15 protein-coding genes are annotated in these 19,256 nt (G+C 65.7%); 2 read left to right on the forward strand and 13 right to left on the reverse strand.

Going from position 1 to position 19,256, the window contains the following annotated elements:
* Positions 1-103: 103 nt before the first annotated feature.
* From rplI to DRB06_RS02150, 5 genes are all read right to left on the reverse strand, one after another.
* A complete protein-coding gene (gene rplI, locus DRB06_RS02130; RefSeq protein ID WP_073333341.1) occupies positions 104-559 on the reverse strand; it encodes a 50S ribosomal protein L9 in 456 nt (151 codons plus the stop codon).
* 16 nt (positions 560-575) lie between these two features.
* Positions 576-812 (reverse strand): 30S ribosomal protein S18, encoded by a 237-nt coding sequence (gene rpsR / locus DRB06_RS02135; protein WP_073333345.1) that lies wholly within the window; start codon positions 810-812, stop codon positions 576-578.
* Positions 813-951: 139 nt separating this feature from the next.
* The gene (locus DRB06_RS02140) at positions 952-1,566 is read right to left on the reverse strand and encodes a single-stranded DNA-binding protein (RefSeq protein WP_108969286.1); all 615 of its coding nucleotides are present in this window, start codon (positions 1,564-1,566) and stop codon (positions 952-954) included.
* 25 nt (positions 1,567-1,591) lie between these two features.
* Complete coding sequence (gene rpsF, locus DRB06_RS02145; protein ID WP_073333348.1) at positions 1,592-1,879, reverse strand: 30S ribosomal protein S6; 288 nt, start codon at positions 1,877-1,879, stop codon at positions 1,592-1,594.
* A gap of 211 nt (positions 1,880-2,090) precedes the next feature.
* Positions 2,091-4,538: a transglycosylase domain-containing protein gene (locus tag DRB06_RS02150; RefSeq protein ID WP_111819025.1), complete on the reverse strand. Its 2,448-nt coding sequence runs from the start codon at positions 4,536-4,538 to the stop codon at positions 2,091-2,093.
* Between the two features lie 279 nt (positions 4,539-4,817).
* Here DRB06_RS02150 and DRB06_RS02155 point away from each other — a divergent pair, with 279 nt between their 5' ends.
* Complete coding sequence (locus tag DRB06_RS02155) at positions 4,818-7,667, forward strand: cation-translocating P-type ATPase (RefSeq protein ID WP_111819026.1); 2,850 nt, start codon at positions 4,818-4,820, stop codon at positions 7,665-7,667.
* An 82-nt stretch (positions 7,668-7,749) separates the two neighbouring features.
* Here DRB06_RS02155 and DRB06_RS02160 read toward each other — a convergent pair whose 3' ends face one another.
* The 4 genes from DRB06_RS02160 to DRB06_RS02175 all read right to left on the reverse strand — a co-directional run bounded on the left by DRB06_RS02160 (position 7,750) and on the right by DRB06_RS02175 (position 12,960).
* The gene (locus DRB06_RS02160) at positions 7,750-9,753 is read right to left on the reverse strand and encodes a glycoside hydrolase family 127 protein (protein ID WP_111819027.1); all 2,004 of its coding nucleotides are present in this window, start codon (positions 9,751-9,753) and stop codon (positions 7,750-7,752) included.
* 28 nt (positions 9,754-9,781) lie between these two features.
* Complete coding sequence (locus tag DRB06_RS02165) at positions 9,782-10,600, reverse strand: carbohydrate ABC transporter permease (RefSeq protein WP_111819028.1); 819 nt, start codon at positions 10,598-10,600, stop codon at positions 9,782-9,784.
* Positions 10,597-11,532, reverse strand: a complete 936-nt coding sequence (locus tag DRB06_RS02170; protein ID WP_220092956.1) for a carbohydrate ABC transporter permease — start codon at positions 11,530-11,532, stop codon at positions 10,597-10,599. Before DRB06_RS02170 ends, DRB06_RS02165 begins: the two co-directional genes overlap by 4 nt.
* A 105-nt stretch (positions 11,533-11,637) precedes the next feature.
* Positions 11,638-12,960 (reverse strand): ABC transporter substrate-binding protein, encoded by a 1,323-nt coding sequence (locus DRB06_RS02175; protein ID WP_111819044.1) that lies wholly within the window; start codon positions 12,958-12,960, stop codon positions 11,638-11,640.
* 221 nt (positions 12,961-13,181) lie between these two features.
* Here DRB06_RS02175 and DRB06_RS02180 point away from each other — a divergent pair, with 221 nt between their 5' ends.
* Complete coding sequence (locus DRB06_RS02180; protein ID WP_111819030.1) at positions 13,182-14,237, forward strand: LacI family DNA-binding transcriptional regulator; 1,056 nt, start codon at positions 13,182-13,184, stop codon at positions 14,235-14,237.
* 189 nt (positions 14,238-14,426) lie between these two features.
* On the opposite strand, the gene DRB06_RS02185 is transcribed toward DRB06_RS02180, so the two are convergent.
* From DRB06_RS02185 to DRB06_RS02200, 4 genes are all read right to left on the reverse strand, one after another.
* Complete coding sequence (locus DRB06_RS02185) at positions 14,427-15,443, reverse strand: LacI family DNA-binding transcriptional regulator (RefSeq protein ID WP_111819031.1); 1,017 nt, start codon at positions 15,441-15,443, stop codon at positions 14,427-14,429.
* A 29-nt stretch (positions 15,444-15,472) separates the two neighbouring features.
* Positions 15,473-16,390 carry a sugar ABC transporter permease gene (locus tag DRB06_RS02190; RefSeq protein ID WP_220092957.1) on the reverse strand — a complete coding sequence of 306 codons (918 nt, stop codon included), beginning with the start codon at positions 16,388-16,390 and terminating at the stop codon, positions 15,473-15,475.
* The gene (locus tag DRB06_RS02195; protein ID WP_111819032.1) at positions 16,390-17,742 is read right to left on the reverse strand and encodes a carbohydrate ABC transporter permease; all 1,353 of its coding nucleotides are present in this window, start codon (positions 17,740-17,742) and stop codon (positions 16,390-16,392) included. Before DRB06_RS02195 ends, DRB06_RS02190 begins: the two co-directional genes overlap by 1 nt.
* A gap of 116 nt (positions 17,743-17,858) precedes the next feature.
* Positions 17,859-19,103: a maltose ABC transporter substrate-binding protein gene (locus DRB06_RS02200; RefSeq protein WP_111819033.1), complete on the reverse strand. Its 1,245-nt coding sequence runs from the start codon at positions 19,101-19,103 to the stop codon at positions 17,859-17,861.
* Between the last annotated feature and the right edge of the window lie 153 nt (positions 19,104-19,256).

Below are 19,256 nucleotides of genomic sequence, written 5' to 3' on the forward strand. Positions count from 1 at the left end.
GGCCGATGCTCCATCCGACGTGCCGCCCACACAAAAGTCGTAGCCGACGCGCCGGGCGGCGCGTCGGCTACGACGTGCTTGTTCGTATCGGCTGCTGCCCGGCTCAGCGGGCGGCGACGACGTTGACCTCGAGGGGGGCGACGACGTCGGGGTGCAGGCGCACCGTGGCGCTGTGACGCCCGGTGGACTTGATCGGGGGGACGACCTGGATCTTGCGGCGGTCGATGGCGGGGCCACCGGCCTCCTTGACGCCGTCGGCCAGCTGCGCCGTGGTGACGGCACCGAACAGGCGGCCGTTGTCGCCAGCGGAGGCGGTCACGGTGATGACGTTGCTCGACAGCCAGGCGCGGGCCTCCTGGGCCTGCTCCAGGGAGTTGATGGCGCGCTTGCGGCGGGCCTCGGCCATCTGGTCGATCTGACGCTGGGCGCCCTTGGTCCACGGGGTGGCGAGCTTACGGGGCACGAGGTAGTTGCGGGCGTAGCCGTCCTTGACCTCAACGACCTCCCCGGCGGCACCGAGGTTGGTCACGTCGTGCGTGAGAATGAGCTTGGTGGTCATGTTGTTGCGCCTCCTATCAGCGGGCAGAGCTCGTGTAGGGCAGCAGGGCCATCTCGCGGGCGTTCTTAATGGCCTTGGCGATCTTGCGCTGGTCCTGCACGGAGACGCCGGTGACGCGGCGGGCGCGGATCTTGCCACGGTCGGAGATGAACTTCCGCAGCGTGGCGGTGTCCTTGTAGTCGATGGTGCCGACCTTGATGGCCTTCACCGGGGCGATCTTCTTCTTGGGCTTACGAAGCTGAGGCTTCGCCATGGTGGTACTCCTTGGTTCGGGCGCCGGGTAGGGCCCGTGGGTCTATTGCGAGATTGTGGTGGGCGCCCGGAGGCGCCTGTGCACCCGGTCGAGCCGGGCGTATGACGACGCGGCGCGTACCGCGTTTAGCGAGGTTGGCTTAGAACGGAGGCTCGTCGCCGAAGCTGGTGGTGCCGCCGGTGGCCCAGGGGTCGTCCGCGGCGCCGCCGGCCGGGGCGTTGTAGCTGCCCTGCTGGCCGCCTTGGCTGTAACCGCCCTGGGATCCCTGGCCCTGGTTGTAGCCGCCCTGCTGGCCGCCGCCCTGGGAGCCCTGGTAACCGCCCTGCTGCTGGCCGGCGTTGTAGCCGCCGCCCTGACCGCCCTGGTTGAAGCCGCCCTGACCACCCCCGCGGGGTTGGCGGGTGACCTGCGCCTTGGCGTAGCGCAGTGACGGGCCGATCTCGTCTACCTGCATCTCCACCACCGTGCGGTTCTCGCCCTCACGGGTGGTGTAGGAGCGCTGCTGCAGGCGACCCTGCGCGATCACGCGGGTGCCCTTGGTCAGCGACTCGGCCACGTTCTCCGCGGCGTCGCGCCAGATCGAGCAGCGCATGAACAGGGTCTCCCCGTCCTCCCACTGGCTCGTCTGCCGGTTGAAGCTGCGCGGAGTGGAGGCGATGGTGAAGGAGGCGACCGCCGCCCCCGAGGGCGTGAAACGCATCTCGGGGTCCGCAGTCAGATTCCCGATAATCGTGATGACGGTATCGCCGGCCATTGCTTGTCTCCGTTCCGGTTCGCGCTCAGGCCTCGGGGCGCAGCAGCTTGGTGCGCAGCACCGACTCGTTCAGGCCGAGCTGACGGTCGAGCTCCTGGGCGATCTCCGGCGTGGTGGTCATGTCGACGACCACGTAGATGCCCTCGGACTTCTTCTTGATGTCATACGCGAGGCGACGCTTGCCCCAGATGTCTGTCTTGTCCACGGTGCCCCCGTTGTTGGGGACGACCTGCAGCATCTTCTCGAGCGTGGGAGCGATGGTGCGCTCGTCCGTCTCGGGTGCGAGGATGATCATGATCTCGTAATGACGCATACTTTGTACCCACCTCCTCTGGTCTGAAGCGGTCACGGTCTCTCCGTGACAGGAGGGTGATGCGTTCGACCGCACCGCCGTGTACGCGGGTGCGTGCACGGGCAGGCAGTCCGTCGGTCACCATACCCGAGGGCGCCGGTAGGCCGAAAGGCGACGACGGCGCTGCCCGCCGTGCGGTGCGCCACGCGCCGGGTGGCGGAGGCCTGCCCGGCTACTGGCCACCGCCTTGGTTGTTTCCGCCTTGCTGCCTGCCTTGACCCTGGCCGCCCGGGCCGTATCCGTACCCGTTGCCGGAGTCGTCATTCTGGTCCGAGCCATCTTCTGGAACGGTGCCGCCGCCAGTGTTCCCGGTGCCGCCGGTGCCCGGGTCGAAGCTACCGCCGGTGCCACCGGAGTCGTCATTCTGGCCAACGCCACCGGTGCTTTGGTCATCGGGGTTCTGCTGCTGCTCGTTCTCCTCAGCGTCCGCCTCTTCCTCGGCGTCGGTCTCCTCCTCGAGCGGCTCCTCGGCGTCTTCCTCGGTCGTGATGTCGCCACCGGTGGAGGTGTCGGCCGGCGCGACCGGGGCCGGGGTGCCGTACAGACCGCCGGCGTAGTAGGAGGCGGCGGTCCGCTCGGGGAAGTACTCGACCGGAAGGTCCGCGAGCGCCGTGGTCATGTACTCGGTGAAGATGTCCGCCGGGTAGGTGGAACCCGTGATCTCGCCGTAGTACCCCCACGGCGTGATCGACTCCTCCGAGCCGTCCTCCCCGGTCTGATAGAGGGTCACGGCGGTGGCGATCTGCGGGGTGTACCCGGCGAACTGGGCGGACTTGTTGTCCGAGGAGGAACCCGTCTTCGCGGCCACCGGGCGTCCGAGCGCGAGCGCCGTCGTCCCGGAACCGGAGTTGACCACCTGCTGCATCGCGTAGGTGGCGTCGGCCATCACGTCGTCGGAGAAGACCTTCTCCCCGTCCGTGGGACCGGTGTAGGCGACCGACCCGGCGGAGTTGGTGACCGTGTCGACGATGTGGGTGTCGTGCCTGGTGCCCTGCGCGGAAAAGGTCGCGTAGGCCGTAGCGATGTCAACCGTGTGCGGCGATGCCGAACCGAGGACGTTCTGGACGTAGGCGTCCAGGCCCAGGGTGTCCTCCGGGTAGCCGGCGCGCACCGCCACCTCGTTGGTCACGTCCGGGCGGACATCCCGGTTGAGCTGCAGGTAGACGGTGTTGATCGAGTTGGCGGTCGCCTTCACCAAATCCGACCAGCCGTAGGAGACGTTCTGGTAGTTCTGGAAGGTCGCGCCATCGATGACCATGGGCGAGTCGCCGTTGTAACCGTTGGCGAGCGTGTCCCCGTTCTCCAGGGCGGCCACCATCGCGAAGGGCTTGAAGGTGGAGCCGGCCTGGGCGACGGCGTCGGTGGAGGAGTTCACCTGGTTGGTCAGGTAGTCCTCGCCGCCGTACAGGGCGAGGATCCCCCCGGTGGAGGAGTCGATGGATACCAGCCCCACATGCAGATTCGGCGAGGCCCCCTCGGGCAGGTTCTCGACCGCGGCGACGGCGGCGTCCTGATCCTCCTTGTCGATCGTGGTGACGATCTTGTAGCCGCCGGTGTCGATGTCCTCGGCCTCCATGCCGGCGTCGGACTCCAGCTCGGCGCGCACCATCTGCAGCAGGTAGCCGGTGGAGCCGCCGTAGGTCTCCTTCGTCTGCGTGGCGACGGTTTCGGGGAACTCGGCGGCGTCGTACTCCTCCTGGGTGATGTAGCCGTCCTCAAGCATGAAGTCCAGTGCGCGCTGCCAGCGCACGGCGGCCTGATCCGGGTTCAGGGCCGGGTCCAGACTGCTCGGCGAGGGCAGGACGCCCGCCAGCAGCGCGGCCTCCGATACCGTCAGCTCGGAGGCGGGGTGATCGAAGAACGCCTCGGAGGCCGCCTCGATGCCGTAGGCGCCGCGGCCGAAGTAGACGGTGTTGAGGTAGGAGTCCAGGATCTCCTGCTTGCTCATCTCCCGGTCGATCTTGATGGCCATGATCGCCTGTTTGAACTTGCCGGAGTAGGAACTGGTGGTGTCTACGTAGTAGTTCTTGATGTACTGCTGGGTCAGGGTGGAGGCCCCCTGGCGGGCGCCGCCGCGCATGTTGTTGACGAAGGCGCGGACAATGCCCTTGGGGTCGATGCCGTTGTTCGAGTAGAAGCTGCGGTCCTCGGAAGCCACCACGGCGTTGCCCACATAGTCGGGCAACTCACTGGTGTCGATGATGGTGCGGTCCATCTCCGCGAACTCACCCATCACGGTGGTGCCGTCGGCGTAGTAGACCGTGGTGGTCTGCGCCTGCGCGAACTCGCTGGGCTCGGGCACCTTGATCAAGGCGTAGGCGGCGGTGAAGCCCGCCACGGCCAGCACGATCAGGAACAGAAAGGTACCCAGCACGAACCGCCAGCTGGGCAGCCAGCGGTGGATCGGCCCCTTGCCGGCGCGCGGGTAGTTGATCCGCCGACGCCGTCCCGACGCCGCGGCGTCTGCCTGCTTGCTCTCGCGGCCCGCGGGTCGCTTACCGTCTTTGACGGTCCTCGAGTTCCTACCCTTGCGCGCCTTGGTCACATGCCCGGCGCTGGCCGCCTGGGCAAGCTTGCGCCCCGTGGGGCGGGCGCCGCCCTGATTCGCGGAGTCTGCCATGCGCTCCTCATTCCTGTCCGCAGCTTGGTCCAGGTTCATCACATCACGCCGGGGCGGCCTTGGGCTACCGCCTGAGCTGTCAGATGCGTCTATTCTCCCCACAATTCTCTCTGCGTCGGAGCCGGATGGGTCACATACGGGGCTCACATTCCCGCTCCGGCCTCGAAGAACGCTGGGACGGCGGTGGACTCCACCCGAAAATCGAGGACGCGGCGCTAGTGGCGAACGGGACTCGACGCCGGGGGTCGACACTGGTGAGATACGTGTGTGACTGCACGGATGACTGCCCCCGCCGCGCCTCCTGCCGCGCCCTGGTCGCTCCCGGGCGAGGAGGTCGCCGCAGCGCTGGGAACTGATGCACGCACCGGCTTGAGTTCGGCCGACGCCGCGGCGCGCCTGGCGGCGGACGGCCCGAATGAACTGCCGCGCAAGCCGCCGGTGCCGGCCTGGCGCCGCTTCCTCGCCCAGTTCGCCGACCCCCTGGTCTACCTGCTCATCCTCGCCATCGTCATCTCCGTGATCGCCTGGGTGCTGGAGGGCGCGCACGGCGTGCCCGTGGACGCCCTGGTGATCCTCGCGGTCATCACCCTCAACGCCGTGCTCGGCTTCGTGCAAGAGAACAAGGCCGCCGACGCCGTCGCCGCCCTGTCCGCCATGACCCAGGCCTCCAGCACGGTGCTGCGGGACGGGGCGCGCGTGTCCATCCCCTCGGCCCAATTGGTGGTCGGCGACGTGCTGATCCTGGGCGAGGGCGACCAGGTGGGCGCCGACGCCCGCCTGCTGTCCGCCGCCTCCCTGCGCGTGATCGAATCCTCCCTGACCGGGGAGGCCGACGCCGTTTCCAAGCGCGCCGACGCCGTCGCCGCGGACGCCGACCTGGCAGACCGCACCGCCATGGTCTACCGGGGCACCTCCGTGGCCCAGGGCTCCGGCCAGGCCGTGGTCACCGCCACGGGCGGGGCCACCGAGATGGGCGCGATCGCCCGCATGCTCGACGCCGTCGAGGACGAGGACACGCCCCTGGAGCGGGAGATCACCCGAGTGTCCAAGATGCTCGGCGGGATCGTGGTGGCCATCGCCGTCGTCGTGGTGGCCACCCTGCTGGCGCTCACGCCGGAGCGGACCGCGGACTCCTTCATCGACGCCCTGCTGCTGGGCGTCTCACTGGCGGTGGCGGCCGTGCCGGAGGGGCTGCCGGCGATCCTGTCGGTGGTGCTGGCGCTGGGCGTGCAGCGGATGGCGCTGCACCGGGCGGTGGTCAAGAAGCTCAGCAGCGTGGAGACCCTGGGCTCGGCCTCGGTCATCTGCTCGGACAAGACTGGCACCCTGACCCGCTCGGAGATGACCATCCAGGAGGTGGTCACCGCCTCCGGGTCCACCGTGGTCACCGGCATCGGCTACGAGCCCAATGGGCACGTCGCCCCCGACGCCGACGGCGACGGTCACCCCGACGGCGAGCCGCTGACGGGCGCGCTGCGCGAGGAGGTCACCGTGGTGCTGTCCGGCGGGGCCATGGCCTCCGACACCGAGCTGTCCGAGGACGACGGCGTTTGGAGCGTCGTCGGCGACCCCACCGAGGGCTCCTTCCTGGTGGCGGAGTTGAAGCTCGGCACGCAGGGCAGCCGCGAGGGCCGCTTCACTCGCGTGGGCATGGTGCCCTTCACCTCCGAGCGCAAGCTCATGAGTGTGCTGTACACGGACGCCAAGCACGGCACCACCATCCTGATGGCCAAGGGCGCCCCCGACGTGCTCATGGAGCGCTGCACCCGCGTGCGCGTGGGCGAGGTCGACCAGCCGCTGGACGCGGCGGCGCGCGCGGAGTTCAGCGCGCATATCGCGGACATGTCCGGCCGGGCCCTGCGCACCCTGGCGGTGGCCTACCGGGACCTGGACGCCGACGAGGCTGCCGCCGTCGCCGCGGCCGGCACGGACGGCGTCTTCGACCACCTGGAGCAGGGGCTGACGCTGGCCGGCGTCGTCGGAATCATTGACCCCGCCCGCCCGGAGGCCGCCGCCGCCGTCGCCGAGGCGCACCGGGCCGGCGTGCGCGTGCTCATGATCACCGGAGACCACCCCGCCACCGCCGGACGCATCGCCGCCGACCTGGGTATCGCCGCGCCCGGCGCCCGCGTGCTTACCGGCCGGGAGCTGTCCGACATGGACGACGCCGCCCTGACCGACGCCGTCGGCAGGGTGAACGTGTATGCGCGGGTGGCTCCGGAGCACAAGCTGCGGATCGTGGGGGCCCTGAAGGCGCAGGGGCAGACGGTGGCGATGACCGGCGACGGCGTGAATGACGCCCCCGCCCTGCGGGCCGCCGACATCGGCGTGGCCATGGGCGTGACCGGGACGCAGGTGACCAAGGAGGCCGCCACCATGGTGTTGTCGGACGACAACTTCGCCACCATCGTGGACGCCGTGCGGGAGGGGCGCCGGATCTTCGACAACATCAAGAAGTTCCTGCGGTATCTGCTGTCCTCCAACATGGGTGAGGTGCTCACGGTGTTCGGCGGCGTGGTGTTCGCCGGAGCCGTGGGACTGAGCGGGCACTCCGAGTCCGGGGTGGTGCTGCCGCTGGTGGCCACGCAGATCCTGTGGATCAACCTCATCACGGACTCCGGCCCCGCCCTGGCGATGGGCGTGGACCCGAGCGTGGAGGACGTCATGGCGCGGCCTCCGCGCCGCCCCGACGAGCGGGTCATCGACGCCGCCATGTGGCGCGGCGTGCTGTTGATCGGCGCCGTGATGGCGGCGGCGACCCTGGGCACCCTCGACATCTTCCTGCCCGGCGGGCTGATTGAGACGTCCTTGAGCGTGGATGATCTGGCGACGGCGCGCACGGCGGCCTTCACCACCCTGGTGCTGGCGCAGCTGTTCAACACCGTGAACTCGCGCTCGGAGACTGTCTCCGCCTTCCGGCATCTGCTGGTCAACAAGTGGCTGTGGGGCGCGATCGCGCTGGGCGTGGTGCTGCAGGTGGCGGTGGTGGAGGTGCCGTTCCTGCAGGCGGCCTTCTCCACGGCGAGCCTGGACCTGGCGCACTGGGCGGTCGCCGTGGCCATGGCCTCACTGGTGCTCTGGGTGGATGAACTGCGCAAACTGGTGCGCCGGGCGCTCACACACGATTAGCCGCCTCATGCGGGTCGGTGCCTGCGGGCGGTTGTAAGAGCCCCATATAACGCGAGCGCGGCCCCCGCCTGTTGACGCCACGTCACGATATCGACTGCGGCAGCCACACTCGCATCGTGGCCGGGCCACGGTTTCCCCACGAGTAGTAGGGCACAAGCGGAAGGGCGAATGTGGACCCGGAGCCGGACGCGAAATTGTAGTCATAAGGCCAGTCGTTCGCCGTCATAGCTGGACGCGCCTCTATCGTTACACGTCCTGCGGCGTCGAGGATCGGCCCAGCATTCGGAGCGACCTCAATGTCCTCCGTGGTCAGACCTTCGGGAAGGTCGACAGACTCGGCACACAAGACGAGCGGCCCACGCTCGATGGCTATCTGCCCGCGCACGGCGTCGATGCGCGGGTGCGGGTGCGTCACACGTGGCGCCATGGGTAGCTCGAGGATGTGCTCCTCACCGGCTACTAGGACTCCCTCGACGACTGCATAACCGGAACCCGTGGCCGACTTGACGACAGCACCGTCGAGTCTGGCCGCTCCACTCGCCCATGAGGGGATCCGCACCGCGAGACGCACGGGAAAAGCGGGCGCCTCGTCAATGACCAGGACAATGCGGCCGTCGGTCGGATAGTCGGTGCGCAGGTGGAAAGCAAGGGCGGCCGCTGCGCCGTCGCACTGATCACCGCAACACTTCGCAGTTACTGTCGTGCTGACGTTCATCGAGGTGAGGTGGTGGACCTGGATTTCTGGCACTGCTACGTCGGCCCCCACGCTGCGGGTGACGCTCGCACCGGCCAGTGAAGCGAGCGTGCGGGCTATGTTGGTCGGACAGCACGAGACCTCAAACCACGGGGCGCGCAGGCTCGTCCCGGACCGCAACGACGGTTTCCCGGCGGCCACCTCCTTTCCAGGAACACGAACCTGGAGCGGGTTGGCGTAGAAGAACGAGCGGCCGTCCGCTGCCGGGGAAGCAGCGACAACGTTATAGAGAGTGCGCTCGATCACGTCGGCATAGTGGACGTCGCCGGTGGCCAGCAGGAGCCGCCAAGCCACCATGACCGAGGCAATGCCCGCACAGGTCTCGCAGTAGCAACGGTCGGTGGGAAGTTCATAGTCGTCGCCGAAGGACTCACCCTCGTGGCGCGAACCCATGCCGCCAGTGAGATACGTGCGCCGCGCCAGTGTGCGGTCGTACTGCGCGCGGACGATACCCAGGAGATCACGGTCACCGCGTTCCATGGCAGCGTCGATGGCACCGGCCATGAGGTAGAGGGCACGCACCGCGTGGCCGCGGGCAACTACCTCCTCGCGTACCGGGGTGTCGTCCTGGAAGTACTCCCGCCCCAACTCGAAGTCCCCAAGCAGGCCGTGTCCGCGGCGATCGAGAAAGATCTGCGCCTGATCAAGGTAACGGCGCTCGCCGGTGGCGCGATAGAGCTCAACGAGCGCGACCTCAATCTCGGGGTGACCGCCGACGGCTTCGACGCCACCAACTCCGAAAGTGGCGCAAACGTGGTCGGCATTGCGTAGGGCGGTCCGGACGATGACATCATCGGCGTTCCTCCCGCAACGCAGGCGCGCGATGGCCGCCTGGATGAGGTGCCCGGTGCAGTACAACTCATGCCCCATGGGGAAGTTCGTGTAACGGTCTTCGACGCCAGGTTTCCCGTATCGGGTGTTGATATAGCCGTCGTCATCCTGAGCTGCCTCGATTATCGCACCGAGTCGTTGAATCTCGGTCTCGAGCGCACGCCCCTGCCGGTTGCCTCCAACGCGACCTACCTCCCAGGCCATGGCTTCGATCAGTTTATAAACGTCCGAATCTGCGAACCACAAGCCCGCGTGATGGCCAGCGATTGTCCCAGCTCGGGCGCGTTCGAAGTTCTCAATCCAGCCGATCCGCTCCTCCCACGCCAAGCAATGGGGAATGGTGCCGGAGGCATTGGTAGTTTGGCGATCCGCCCAAAAGCCGGAGGTGAAGGTCACCTCGTCCATTGTGAGCGGCGCGAGACAGTGGATGGCGCCGACGGTAGGGACAACCTGTGTCTTCACGGCGGCTACGGGGCTTGGCGCGGTGTCAGTGACGGTCATGGTAGTGGTCCTTTGGAATGAGGCCGGTTCAGCCCTTGACTGCGCCCGAGGTAATACCTCGGATGTAGTAGCGCTGGAGCGCCAGAAAGAGAACGAAGGCGGGCAGAGTCAGGACGACGACGCCTGCCGTCGTAAGCCCGTAGTCGATGACTCCGATCGTCTGCTGGCGCATGTTAACTAGTGCTAGAGGCAGAGGCGAGTGGTCCATATTGAGCAAGTACAGCGAAACCATGAAGTCGTTCCATGCTGCAAGGTAGGAGAACAGGCCGATCGTGACCAAGCTCGGAACGACGGAAGGCAGCATGACGCGCAGGAAGGCGGCCAGAGGCCCACAGCCGTCAATGAGGGCGGCATCCTCAAGTTCCTGGGGCAACGCCGAGAACGCATTGCGCATCATGAAGATGGAAAAGGGCAGCTGGAAGAGCGCCAAGACCAAGCCAACGCCGACGAGAGAGTTCGACAAGCCAAGGTCCTTCAGCCACACAATAAGCGGGATGAGCAGCGCGGCATACGGGACCATCATGACGGACAACACCAACACGAACAGAGTGTTCTTAAAAGGAAAGCGGTACCTGGCGAACGCGTATCCGCCGCTCGTCGCCACTACAAGCGTGACGACAACACACACGACCGAGATGATCACTGAGTTTGTGAGGTAGGCGGGTAATCCAGCACCATAGGTGAACAGCTTGGCATAGTTTCCGAAGCCGTAGCCACTCGTCTGAGAGGTTCCCGCCTGCGGAGAGACCGACGCGACAAGCGCCCATATCAGCGGGACGACGAAGCAGATCACGAGCAGGCCCGTACCTAGATAGTATAAGCCCTTGTTCAGCTTCTTGGCACTCATATCTCCTCCTCCGAGTCACTCACACCCATGGCCCTGAGCTGGATCGCATTGATCGCCACGAGCGCCACAAGGACGAGAACCGAAAGAGCCGCGGCCATACCAAGATCGCGTTTGGTCTCGAAAGCGTACTTGTAGATGAGCTGGACAACCGTCATCGTAGCGTTATTGGGGCCGCCTTTCGTGAGGATGAAAAACTGATCGAAGGCAAGCAGAGATCCGGTGATGGACATGATGGTTGTCATGGCAAGCGTGGGCTTGAGCAGAGGGAAAGTTACATCAGTAAAAGTCCTCCAGGGTCCCGCCCCATCGATCTTGGCGGCCTCATAGACCTCGTTAGGAATTGCTTGCACCCCCACCAACGTGAGGATCATGTAGTAACCGGTGAAGCGCCACACTACGAGGACTACTGTCGCGACGAGCGCTCCATTAGGCGTACCGAGGACCGAGGTCCCGGCATCTGCCAATCCGACGGCGTCCAGGATCTTTGTCACCGGTCCTACCTGCGGAGAGTAGATGGCGTAGAAGAGCAGGGATGCCGAGGCAATTCCGAGCGCGGCGGGCAAGAGAACGACCGTACGCACAATGGAGTTCCATCGGCGCGACTGCTGTATGAGCAGCGCAAGGGCTACGGCTATCGGCTGAAGGATGATTGTGGTGACGACCGTGTATTTGAGGGTGAAGATGACCGACTGCCCGAGCAGCGGGTCTGAGAATACCCTCCTGAAGTTGTCTGGGAATGCGACGCCCATACGCCCTCCCAGCAAAGTCCACCTCGACACCGACATCACGACGACGAGCACAATCGGCACGATGAAGAAGAAAACGAGCATGATGATTGTGGGGGCAACGAAGGCACCACCACGGCACCACTGACGGTGCACTGCACGCCGGTGCCGTTGCTCATCCTCAAAGAACGGCTTGTGCTGAATCATAAGTACTCCGGAGCTTGGGATGCGGCCCGACATCGTCGTTACACAGGTCTCGGACGACACCGGACAGCGCTGGCCTTTGAGCTGGCAGTTGACGCAGAACCGGGGTCACTGTGCGAGGACCGCGTTGATGGCGTCGTTTTGGGCATCGATCTGTGAACCATCACCCCAGATAGCATTTTGAATCAGTAGCTGCCAGGGGCTGCCGGCGGCGTTGAATGCCTCGGCGTAATTGACGGCGACGGGGGTGCGTCCGTTGGCGATAGTGGCATTGGCAATGCGGGTGCGCTCGTCGGCATCCTTATAGCCGGTATCGAGCACCGTCAGCGAGGACGCAGTGTCATTGTTGTCTGCGAAGACCTGCTGTTGCGCCTCGTCGGTCATGAGCCAGGAAATGAAGTTCCAGGCTTGAGCAGGATTTGTGCAGTTACGCGAGATGCCAATGGCGTCGCCGCCGAGGAAGGTCGAGCTACCACCGTCGATGCCCGGAATGGCGCACACACCGATCTCGAAGTCCGCGGTGTCGAAGAGTGCCGCCACAGAGGTGTAGGCGTAGGGCATGACGCCGACGCGTCCCTCGGCGAAGGGCGCAGTCCAGGTGGCCCCGGTCTCCTCCTGAGAGCCGGCACCGATGCCTCCATCGAGCTTCGCGAGGTCGTTGAAGGCGGAATAGATCCGCTTAGCGGAGGCGGAGGCCATGTAGGACTGCATCCCGTCCTCACTGAGAACCTCTTCGCCGTTGCCCCACAGCATGGGGAAGATTGTGAAGGTCAAGCCGCCGCCGGACGACCCGAGGGTGTAGGTTCCGGCCACATTGTCCTTGCCGAGCCCGGCGACAGCGGTCGCCTGGGCCTTGAACTCCGCCAGAGTGGTGGGACCGACTTCCGGATCCAGCCCAGCTTCGCGGTAGAGGTCCTTGTTCCATACCATCACCGAGATGTCGGTGACGAAGGGAAGGGTGTACTTCTTGTCGTCGACCGTCCCGGCGTCGATGTGGCCCTGCTGGAGATTGGCGAGGTTGTTCAGGCCGTTGATCTGCTCGGTCATGTTCCGGAAGACGCCCTGCTGCACCCAGTAGGGGATGCGGACGACATCGCCGGCGAGAATGTCGGGAAGACCGTCGGACTGGATGGCGGCGCCGACCTTGCCTTCGACGTCGTCGTTCGGAAGGAGCTCGACCTTGACCTGGTTCTTGTGACCGGCGTTGTAGGCGTCGACAGCGTTGTTGACCTGGCGCTCCAAGGGGGCACGTGACCACATGGTGAGGGTGGTGCCGTCGTCTGTACCTTCCGCCGGAATATCGACGTCCTCGGAAGCGCCGGAACCACCAGACTTACTGCCGCACGCGGTCAAGCCTCCGGCGGCAACGAGGGCGCTGACGACTGCGGTGGTCCGTACGAGGCTGCGACGGGTCATCATTCGAGTGCTCATGAGTATCTCCATCTCGACATTGAGCGGGTCCAGCGCTTCCATGTACCAGCCGTGTCTCGCGTCATAGAAAGCGCTTGCGAAACCGAGATTACTTGCTCGGAGGTTTCAGCGCAAGCGGGAGTCTTTCGGGCTGTAGTAGCTGGTCAACCTCGCTGTCATGGGCATCTTTAGGCGACATTCCGGCACTTGTGCAGCGACGTCTGGAGCGGTACGGTCTCCCCATGACACGCGCAGCCACTTTCGAAAGTCGCGCTCAACCCGGGAGTGAGGCCAATCCTGACCGTCCCGTCACGCTCGCGGACGTTGCCGACCGGGCAAACGTTTCCCTTTCGACTGCTTCCAAGGCGCTCAACGGCCGCGACGGAGTGAGTCCCTCGACCCGTTCCCGCGTTCGTGAAGCCGCCCGGCGTCTCGGGTTCTCCCCCAGTACAGTCGCGCGTAGCCTCGCGACCGGTCGGACCAACACCGTCGGCCTCATAACCCACGATCTTGTGGGTCGCTTCTCGATCCCTCTGCTCATGGGAATCGAGAACGCGTTCGGCGTGAACGAGGTCTCCGTCATGCTCTGTGACGCACGAGGTGACTCGATCCGCGAGAAGCACCACCTCGCCAGCATGCTCGAACGCAGGGTGGATGGGCTCGTTGTTGTTGGCGCCCGCCCCGACCCGCGCCCCTCCCTGGGTAAGCGGATCCCCGTACCAGTTGTCTACGCTTATGCGCCGTCCGTCGACCCCTCCGACACGTCCATCGTCGCAGACAATGTCCTAGCTGGCCACATGGCGACCGAGCACCTCATCGCCCAGGGCAAGTCGCATATCGCGATCATCCAGGGGGACCAAGACTACGGCGCATCAGTCGACCGCGCCGCTGGATCATTGGCCGCGCTGGCCGAAGCGGGGCTGGAACTCGTTGGCGGAAGCCCTCTGTATGGCGAGTGGAGCGAGGTGTGGGGACGCAGTGCCACTCGTGCGCTCCTGAGTCGGGATCCGGCCGTTGACGGCATTGTGTGTGGAAACGACCAGATCGCTCGTGGCGCGCTGGACTACCTCCGCGACCATCGTGTGAACGTGCCCGGAGACGTAGCAGTAACAGGGCATGACAACTGGCGGGTGGTCGTCGAAGGTTGTCGACCGGGCCTGACAACCATCGATATGGGTCTCGAGCGCATCGGCCGAATCGCGGCCAAACGTCTGCGCGAGGCGATGGAGGGCCACCTGCATCCCGGAGTTGAGAAGATTCCCGGTCACCTCATCGTGTCCGGGTCCACCGTCGCCTAACCTCACCTGGCGGACTCATCATGAGGTTCATGAGCGCCAGTGAAGCCTGAATACTTGTCGTCCGCGATTGGCCGCCTCATACAGGCCGACGACGGATCCAAGAGCTGGGGCACGGGGGCAACAGCGCTGACGCACGGTGGACGAGCTGCGCAAACTGGTTCGCCGGGCGCGGCTGGGTGAACGGGCGGGCTAACGACTGGTGCTTTCGCGTACGACGAGCTCGACCGGGACCGTGATCGCGGCGCGGACGCCGTCGTCGACCTCACGCATGAGCACGTCGACCAGCTGCCTGCTGATGACGTCGAAGGGCTGACGCACCGTGGTCAGCTTCGGCGAGGTCTGCCGCGCAGCGACGGAGTCGTCGAAGCCCGCCAGTAGCACCTCGTCCGGGACGGCGCGGCCACGGCCGCGGAGCTCCTCCAACGCGCCGGCCGCCATCACGTCGCTGGCGGCGAAGATGCAGTCGATGGCGGGGTCGTCGTCGAGCAGGTCGGCCGTGAGTGAGCGCCCGGAGGCACGCGTGTAATCGCCGAAGCGGATGTTGTACGGCGGCAGGCATTCCCCTACCGCCTCCCGGAATGCGTCCAAACGGAGCGTGCCGCCTGGAGAGTCCTCGGGGCCCGCGACCACGCCGATCCGGGTTGCGCCGCTGGCCACCAGGTGCTCGCCGAGGAGAGTCCCGCCCATGACCTCGTCGGCCATGACGTAGCTGATGCGATCGGCCATCGTGCGCGGGAAGCCGCAGTTGACCACCGGGACCCCCGCGTCGACGATCTTCTCCAGCGTGTGGTAGCGGGCGTGCACGGACGCGGTGACGACGCCTGCCACGGCACCGCTGCGCAGGAAGTCGACCGCCCGGTCGGCGTGTTCCTCACTGCCGGCCAGCAGCACCACCATCGACAGGTTGCGGGCGGCCAGTTCATCGCTCACGGCGGCGACGAGCACCTCGAAATTGGGGTCGGCGAAGAAGATCGCGGGCTCCTCGTCCACGAGGAAGGCCACCGTGCGGCTGCGGCCGGTGCGCAGCTGGCGAGCCGTCGCGCTGGCGATGTATCCGGTGTCCTTGATGGCCTTCCGTACGGCCTGCTGCGCCTCCGGGGAGACCCAGTGCCCGCCGTTGAGGTAACGGGAGACGGTACCCCGGGATACGCCGGCGGCGCGGGCGACGTCTGCGATGGTGGCCCGTCGATGGGCGTTTGGGGGCATGGCTGGGGGCTCCCTTCCTCCGCTGGAGGCTACTCCTTGACGGCGGCGCCGGCGAGAGACGATACGAGCATCTTCTGGGTGAAGACGAAGAAGATGACGAAGGGGATCGCCACCAGGAGGGCGCCGGCCGCGAAGTTCGTGAAGAAGTTGTTCTTGTCCGAAACGAATGACATGAGCCCCAGCGCGATGGTCTGGTTCTGGGAGGAGCGGAGCACCATCTTGGGGAAGATGAAGTCCATCCAGGGCTGGGTGAAGCTCGTGATGGCCAGGAAGACCAGGATCGGGCGGGCGACCGGCAGGATGATGTTCCAGTAGACGCGGAAGTTGGAGGCGCCGTCGAGGCGTGCGGCCTCGTCCAGGGACTTGGGGATGTTGTCCATGTAGGACTTCACCATCCATGTGGTGTAGGGCAGGTTGCCGGCCAGATAGACGAGCACCAGCCCCCACAGGGTGTCCAGGGCGCCGATGCGCAGGAGCACCACGTAGATAGCCACCATGCCCACGAAGGACGGGAACACGTTCAGCACCAGCAGGCTCATGAGGAAGGGGCGCTTGAACGTGAAGGTGAAGCGGCTGAACACGTACGCTCCCATGGAGGCGAAGACCAGCGTGCCAGCGGTGGTCAGCAGCGCGATGATCAGGGTGTTGAGGAACCAGCGCGGGTACTGCGTCGAGGTGAAGATGTAGGCGAAGTGCTCGGTGGTCAGCCCCTCGGTGAAGGGGACGATCGGCATGTTGGAGATCGACTGCCCCGGGGTGAAGGCCGCCGCGACCATATGGATCACGGGCCAGAGCACGACGACTGCGACGAGGGTGAGGAAGACGACGAGGACGATCGTGTTGATTCGGCGCACGAGCCGCGGACGCCGATCCGCCCCGACGCCCTGAACCCCGTCTCCGCCTGCGGCGGGCGCCCCCACGGGAGCGGGCAGATTCATCTGAGCCATCACAGCTCACCTTCCTTGTAGGACCGCGTCTGGCGGAAGTTGTAGATCGCGAAGGGCGCGATGATCATGAAGATCATGATCGCGAGTACCGAGGCGTTCTGATATTGCTGCAGGTTGACGGTGAGCTTGTAGATCCAGGACACCATGATGTCGGTGCCGCCAGCGCCGGTGGTGACCGAGTCGCTCACCGAGGGGTCGCCTCCGGTGAGGAAGAAGATCGCGCCGAAGTTGTTGATGTTCGCGGCGAAGCTCATGATGATTAGCGGCATCGTCTGATACAGGATGATCGGCGCTTGAATGCGGCGGAAGATCTGCCAGGAGCTGGCACCGTCGATGCGGGCCGCCTCGATGATGTCGGGGGAGATCGAGGTCATCGTACCCGTCACCAGCAGCATGAAGTACGGGAATCCGCACCACAGGTTTATGAGTACGACGACGAACTTGGCCAGCCACGGATCACTCAGCCACGGGATCGGGTCCGAGATGATGTGGAGCGCCTCCAGGGTGCGATTGACAGTGCCGAAGGCGCCGTTGAGTAGGTTGCGCCACACCAGCAGCGAGACGACACCGGGGATTGCGTACGGGAGGATGAAGATCGCCCGAAATAGCGGCGTGATGCGCAGGTTAGAGTTCTGCAGCACCACCGCCATGATCATCCCGCCGACGTAGCAGGTGGTCGTGGCCAACAGCGCCCACACGATCGTCCAGATGAACACGCGGGCGAGCGCCCCGGTCCAGATGGCATTGCCGCCGAACAGGCGCCGAAAGTTCTCCAGCCCCACCCAGTCGATCGTCGCCGCCGGAGGAATGTGGGACGGCAAGGAGTAGTTGGTGAAGGCGACCAGGGCCGAGAAGACGAGTGGCACGACCACGAAGAAGACGATCAGCACGAAGGTCGGGGCCAGGCCCATGACGGGGAAGGCGCGGTTCGTGAGCTCGGTGAAGGGATTGCGCCGCCGTTCGCCGACGGGCTCGAACCCGTTGAGGTTGATGTCGCGGGCAGTGCGGCGGGCGGATACCACCGACATGCGGTACAGCGCGATGAATATCGCCACCACCGCCAGGACCGTGATGCCGTCGATGAGCATGAACAGCGAGTTCGGTCGGTCCTTAACGGCGAGCTGCGGCGCCGGGCTGCCCAAGGTCACCAGGTCGGTCAGCTTGCCCACCGTAATGGGCAGCGTGCACAGGAACAGCACCTCGACGGCGGCGAACATGAGCCCCTTGGGACGCTGCCGCAGCACAGTCAGGTGCGCCAGCCCCATGAACAGCATGCTGAGCAGCCGGACGCGGGTCGGGTCGACGGCCGGTGCACGGCGTGGTGTCTGGGTAACGGCTTCGGCGGTTGTCATCGGTAGCGCCCCTTCGGGGTCATGGGGTGGGTTTGGTGGGCGGATGCGGGTGGCGCGCAACCCGGCCCCCCGCTCCGGGGAGCAGAGGGCCGCTGACTGGCCGTGGCCCGGGGGCATCAGTCAGCGAGCACGGCCTGCTGGGCGGAGTCGAGCTCGGTAGCGACGTCGGCGCCGTTCCAGATGTTCGCGGAGGCGGCGTTCAGCGAGTCCCAGACCTTGGACATGCGGGCGATCTTGGGCATGGCGAAGGTGTGCTCCATCTGTGCGGCGAAGCCCTCGTTGGACTCGTCGTCGTAGGTGAGCTCCGAGGTGGATACGCCCATCATGCCGGTGATGTCGGCGCGCAGTTGCTGCATCTCCGGGGTGGTGAGGAATTCGGCGAAGGCGGCGGCCTCGGCCGGGTGCTCGGTGTAGGCCGAGACGAACATGGTGCGGATGCCGGAGAAGGTGGTGGCGGGGTCGGACTCGCCGTCGAGGGCGAACATCGGGGCCACACCGAAGTTGATGCCCTTCTCCGTGAAGTTCTTGACGTTCCAGGGGCCCGATACATGGATGGCGGCGTTCCCGGAGGAGAACAGCCCGTCAACCGTATCGGTGGCCAGATCGGCGGCAGCGATCGGGAGGATGTCCCGCAGTCCCTGGAATGCGGTGAAGCCCTTGACGGCGGCGTCCGTGTTGAGGTTGGGGCTGGTCTCGTCCAGTCCGTCCTCCCCGAACAGGCGGTTGCCGTCCTGCGTCATGAACGGGAAGGTGTAGTAGAAGTTGCCGACGTCCATGACGAAGCCGTACTTGCCGTCGTTGACGGCGTTGAAGTCCTGGGTGAAGGACACCAGCTCGTCGAGCGTCGTCGGGACGTTGTCGACCAGGTCCTTGTTGTAGAACAGCGCGTAGGTCTCCGCGGCGACCGGGTACCCGTACACGGTTTCGTCGGTCCAGGTGTCGGCGGTGATGGCCGACTCCACGACGTTGGTCTTGAGCGTGTCGACGTCGGATACCGCCAGGACGTGCCCGCCGGTGACCAGGTCACCGAGGGTGTCGTGCGGTGCCGCGAAGACGTCCGGGCCGTTGCCGGCGGGGCCGTCGAGCGGGATCTGCGTGGCGGCGTCGCCGATCTCCACGTTGACGAACTCCACCGTGATGTTCGGGTACTTCTCGGTGAACTTCTCGCCGGCCTGCTTGATGAACTCGTCCGGGCCGAGGAGTGATTCCCACACCTTGAGCGTGATCTCGGTTTCGGTGTCGATCTCTTGGCCGCCGGCAGTGGACGCCTGCCCGGCGGAGTCAGAGGAACTGCACGCAGCCAGAGCCGCCGCGATCGCCGTACTCGTCCCCAATGCCAGAAACTCTCTGCGGAGCAACATTGTCTTCCTTCCCATCAGAGTGCGTCCCGGTGCTGCAGACGTTGCGGCACCACCTGTGCACGATCACAGTCTCCATCTCCACGGCTTTTCTGTCAAGCTGCGGATCGACACCACATAAATCGACTCTGCTGCAACCATCTATACTGTGATCGT

This window comes from Actinomyces sp. Z5, assembly GCF_003287795.1.
Taxonomy (GTDB): Bacteria; Actinomycetota; Actinomycetes; order Actinomycetales; family Actinomycetaceae; genus Actinomyces; species Actinomyces glycerinitolerans.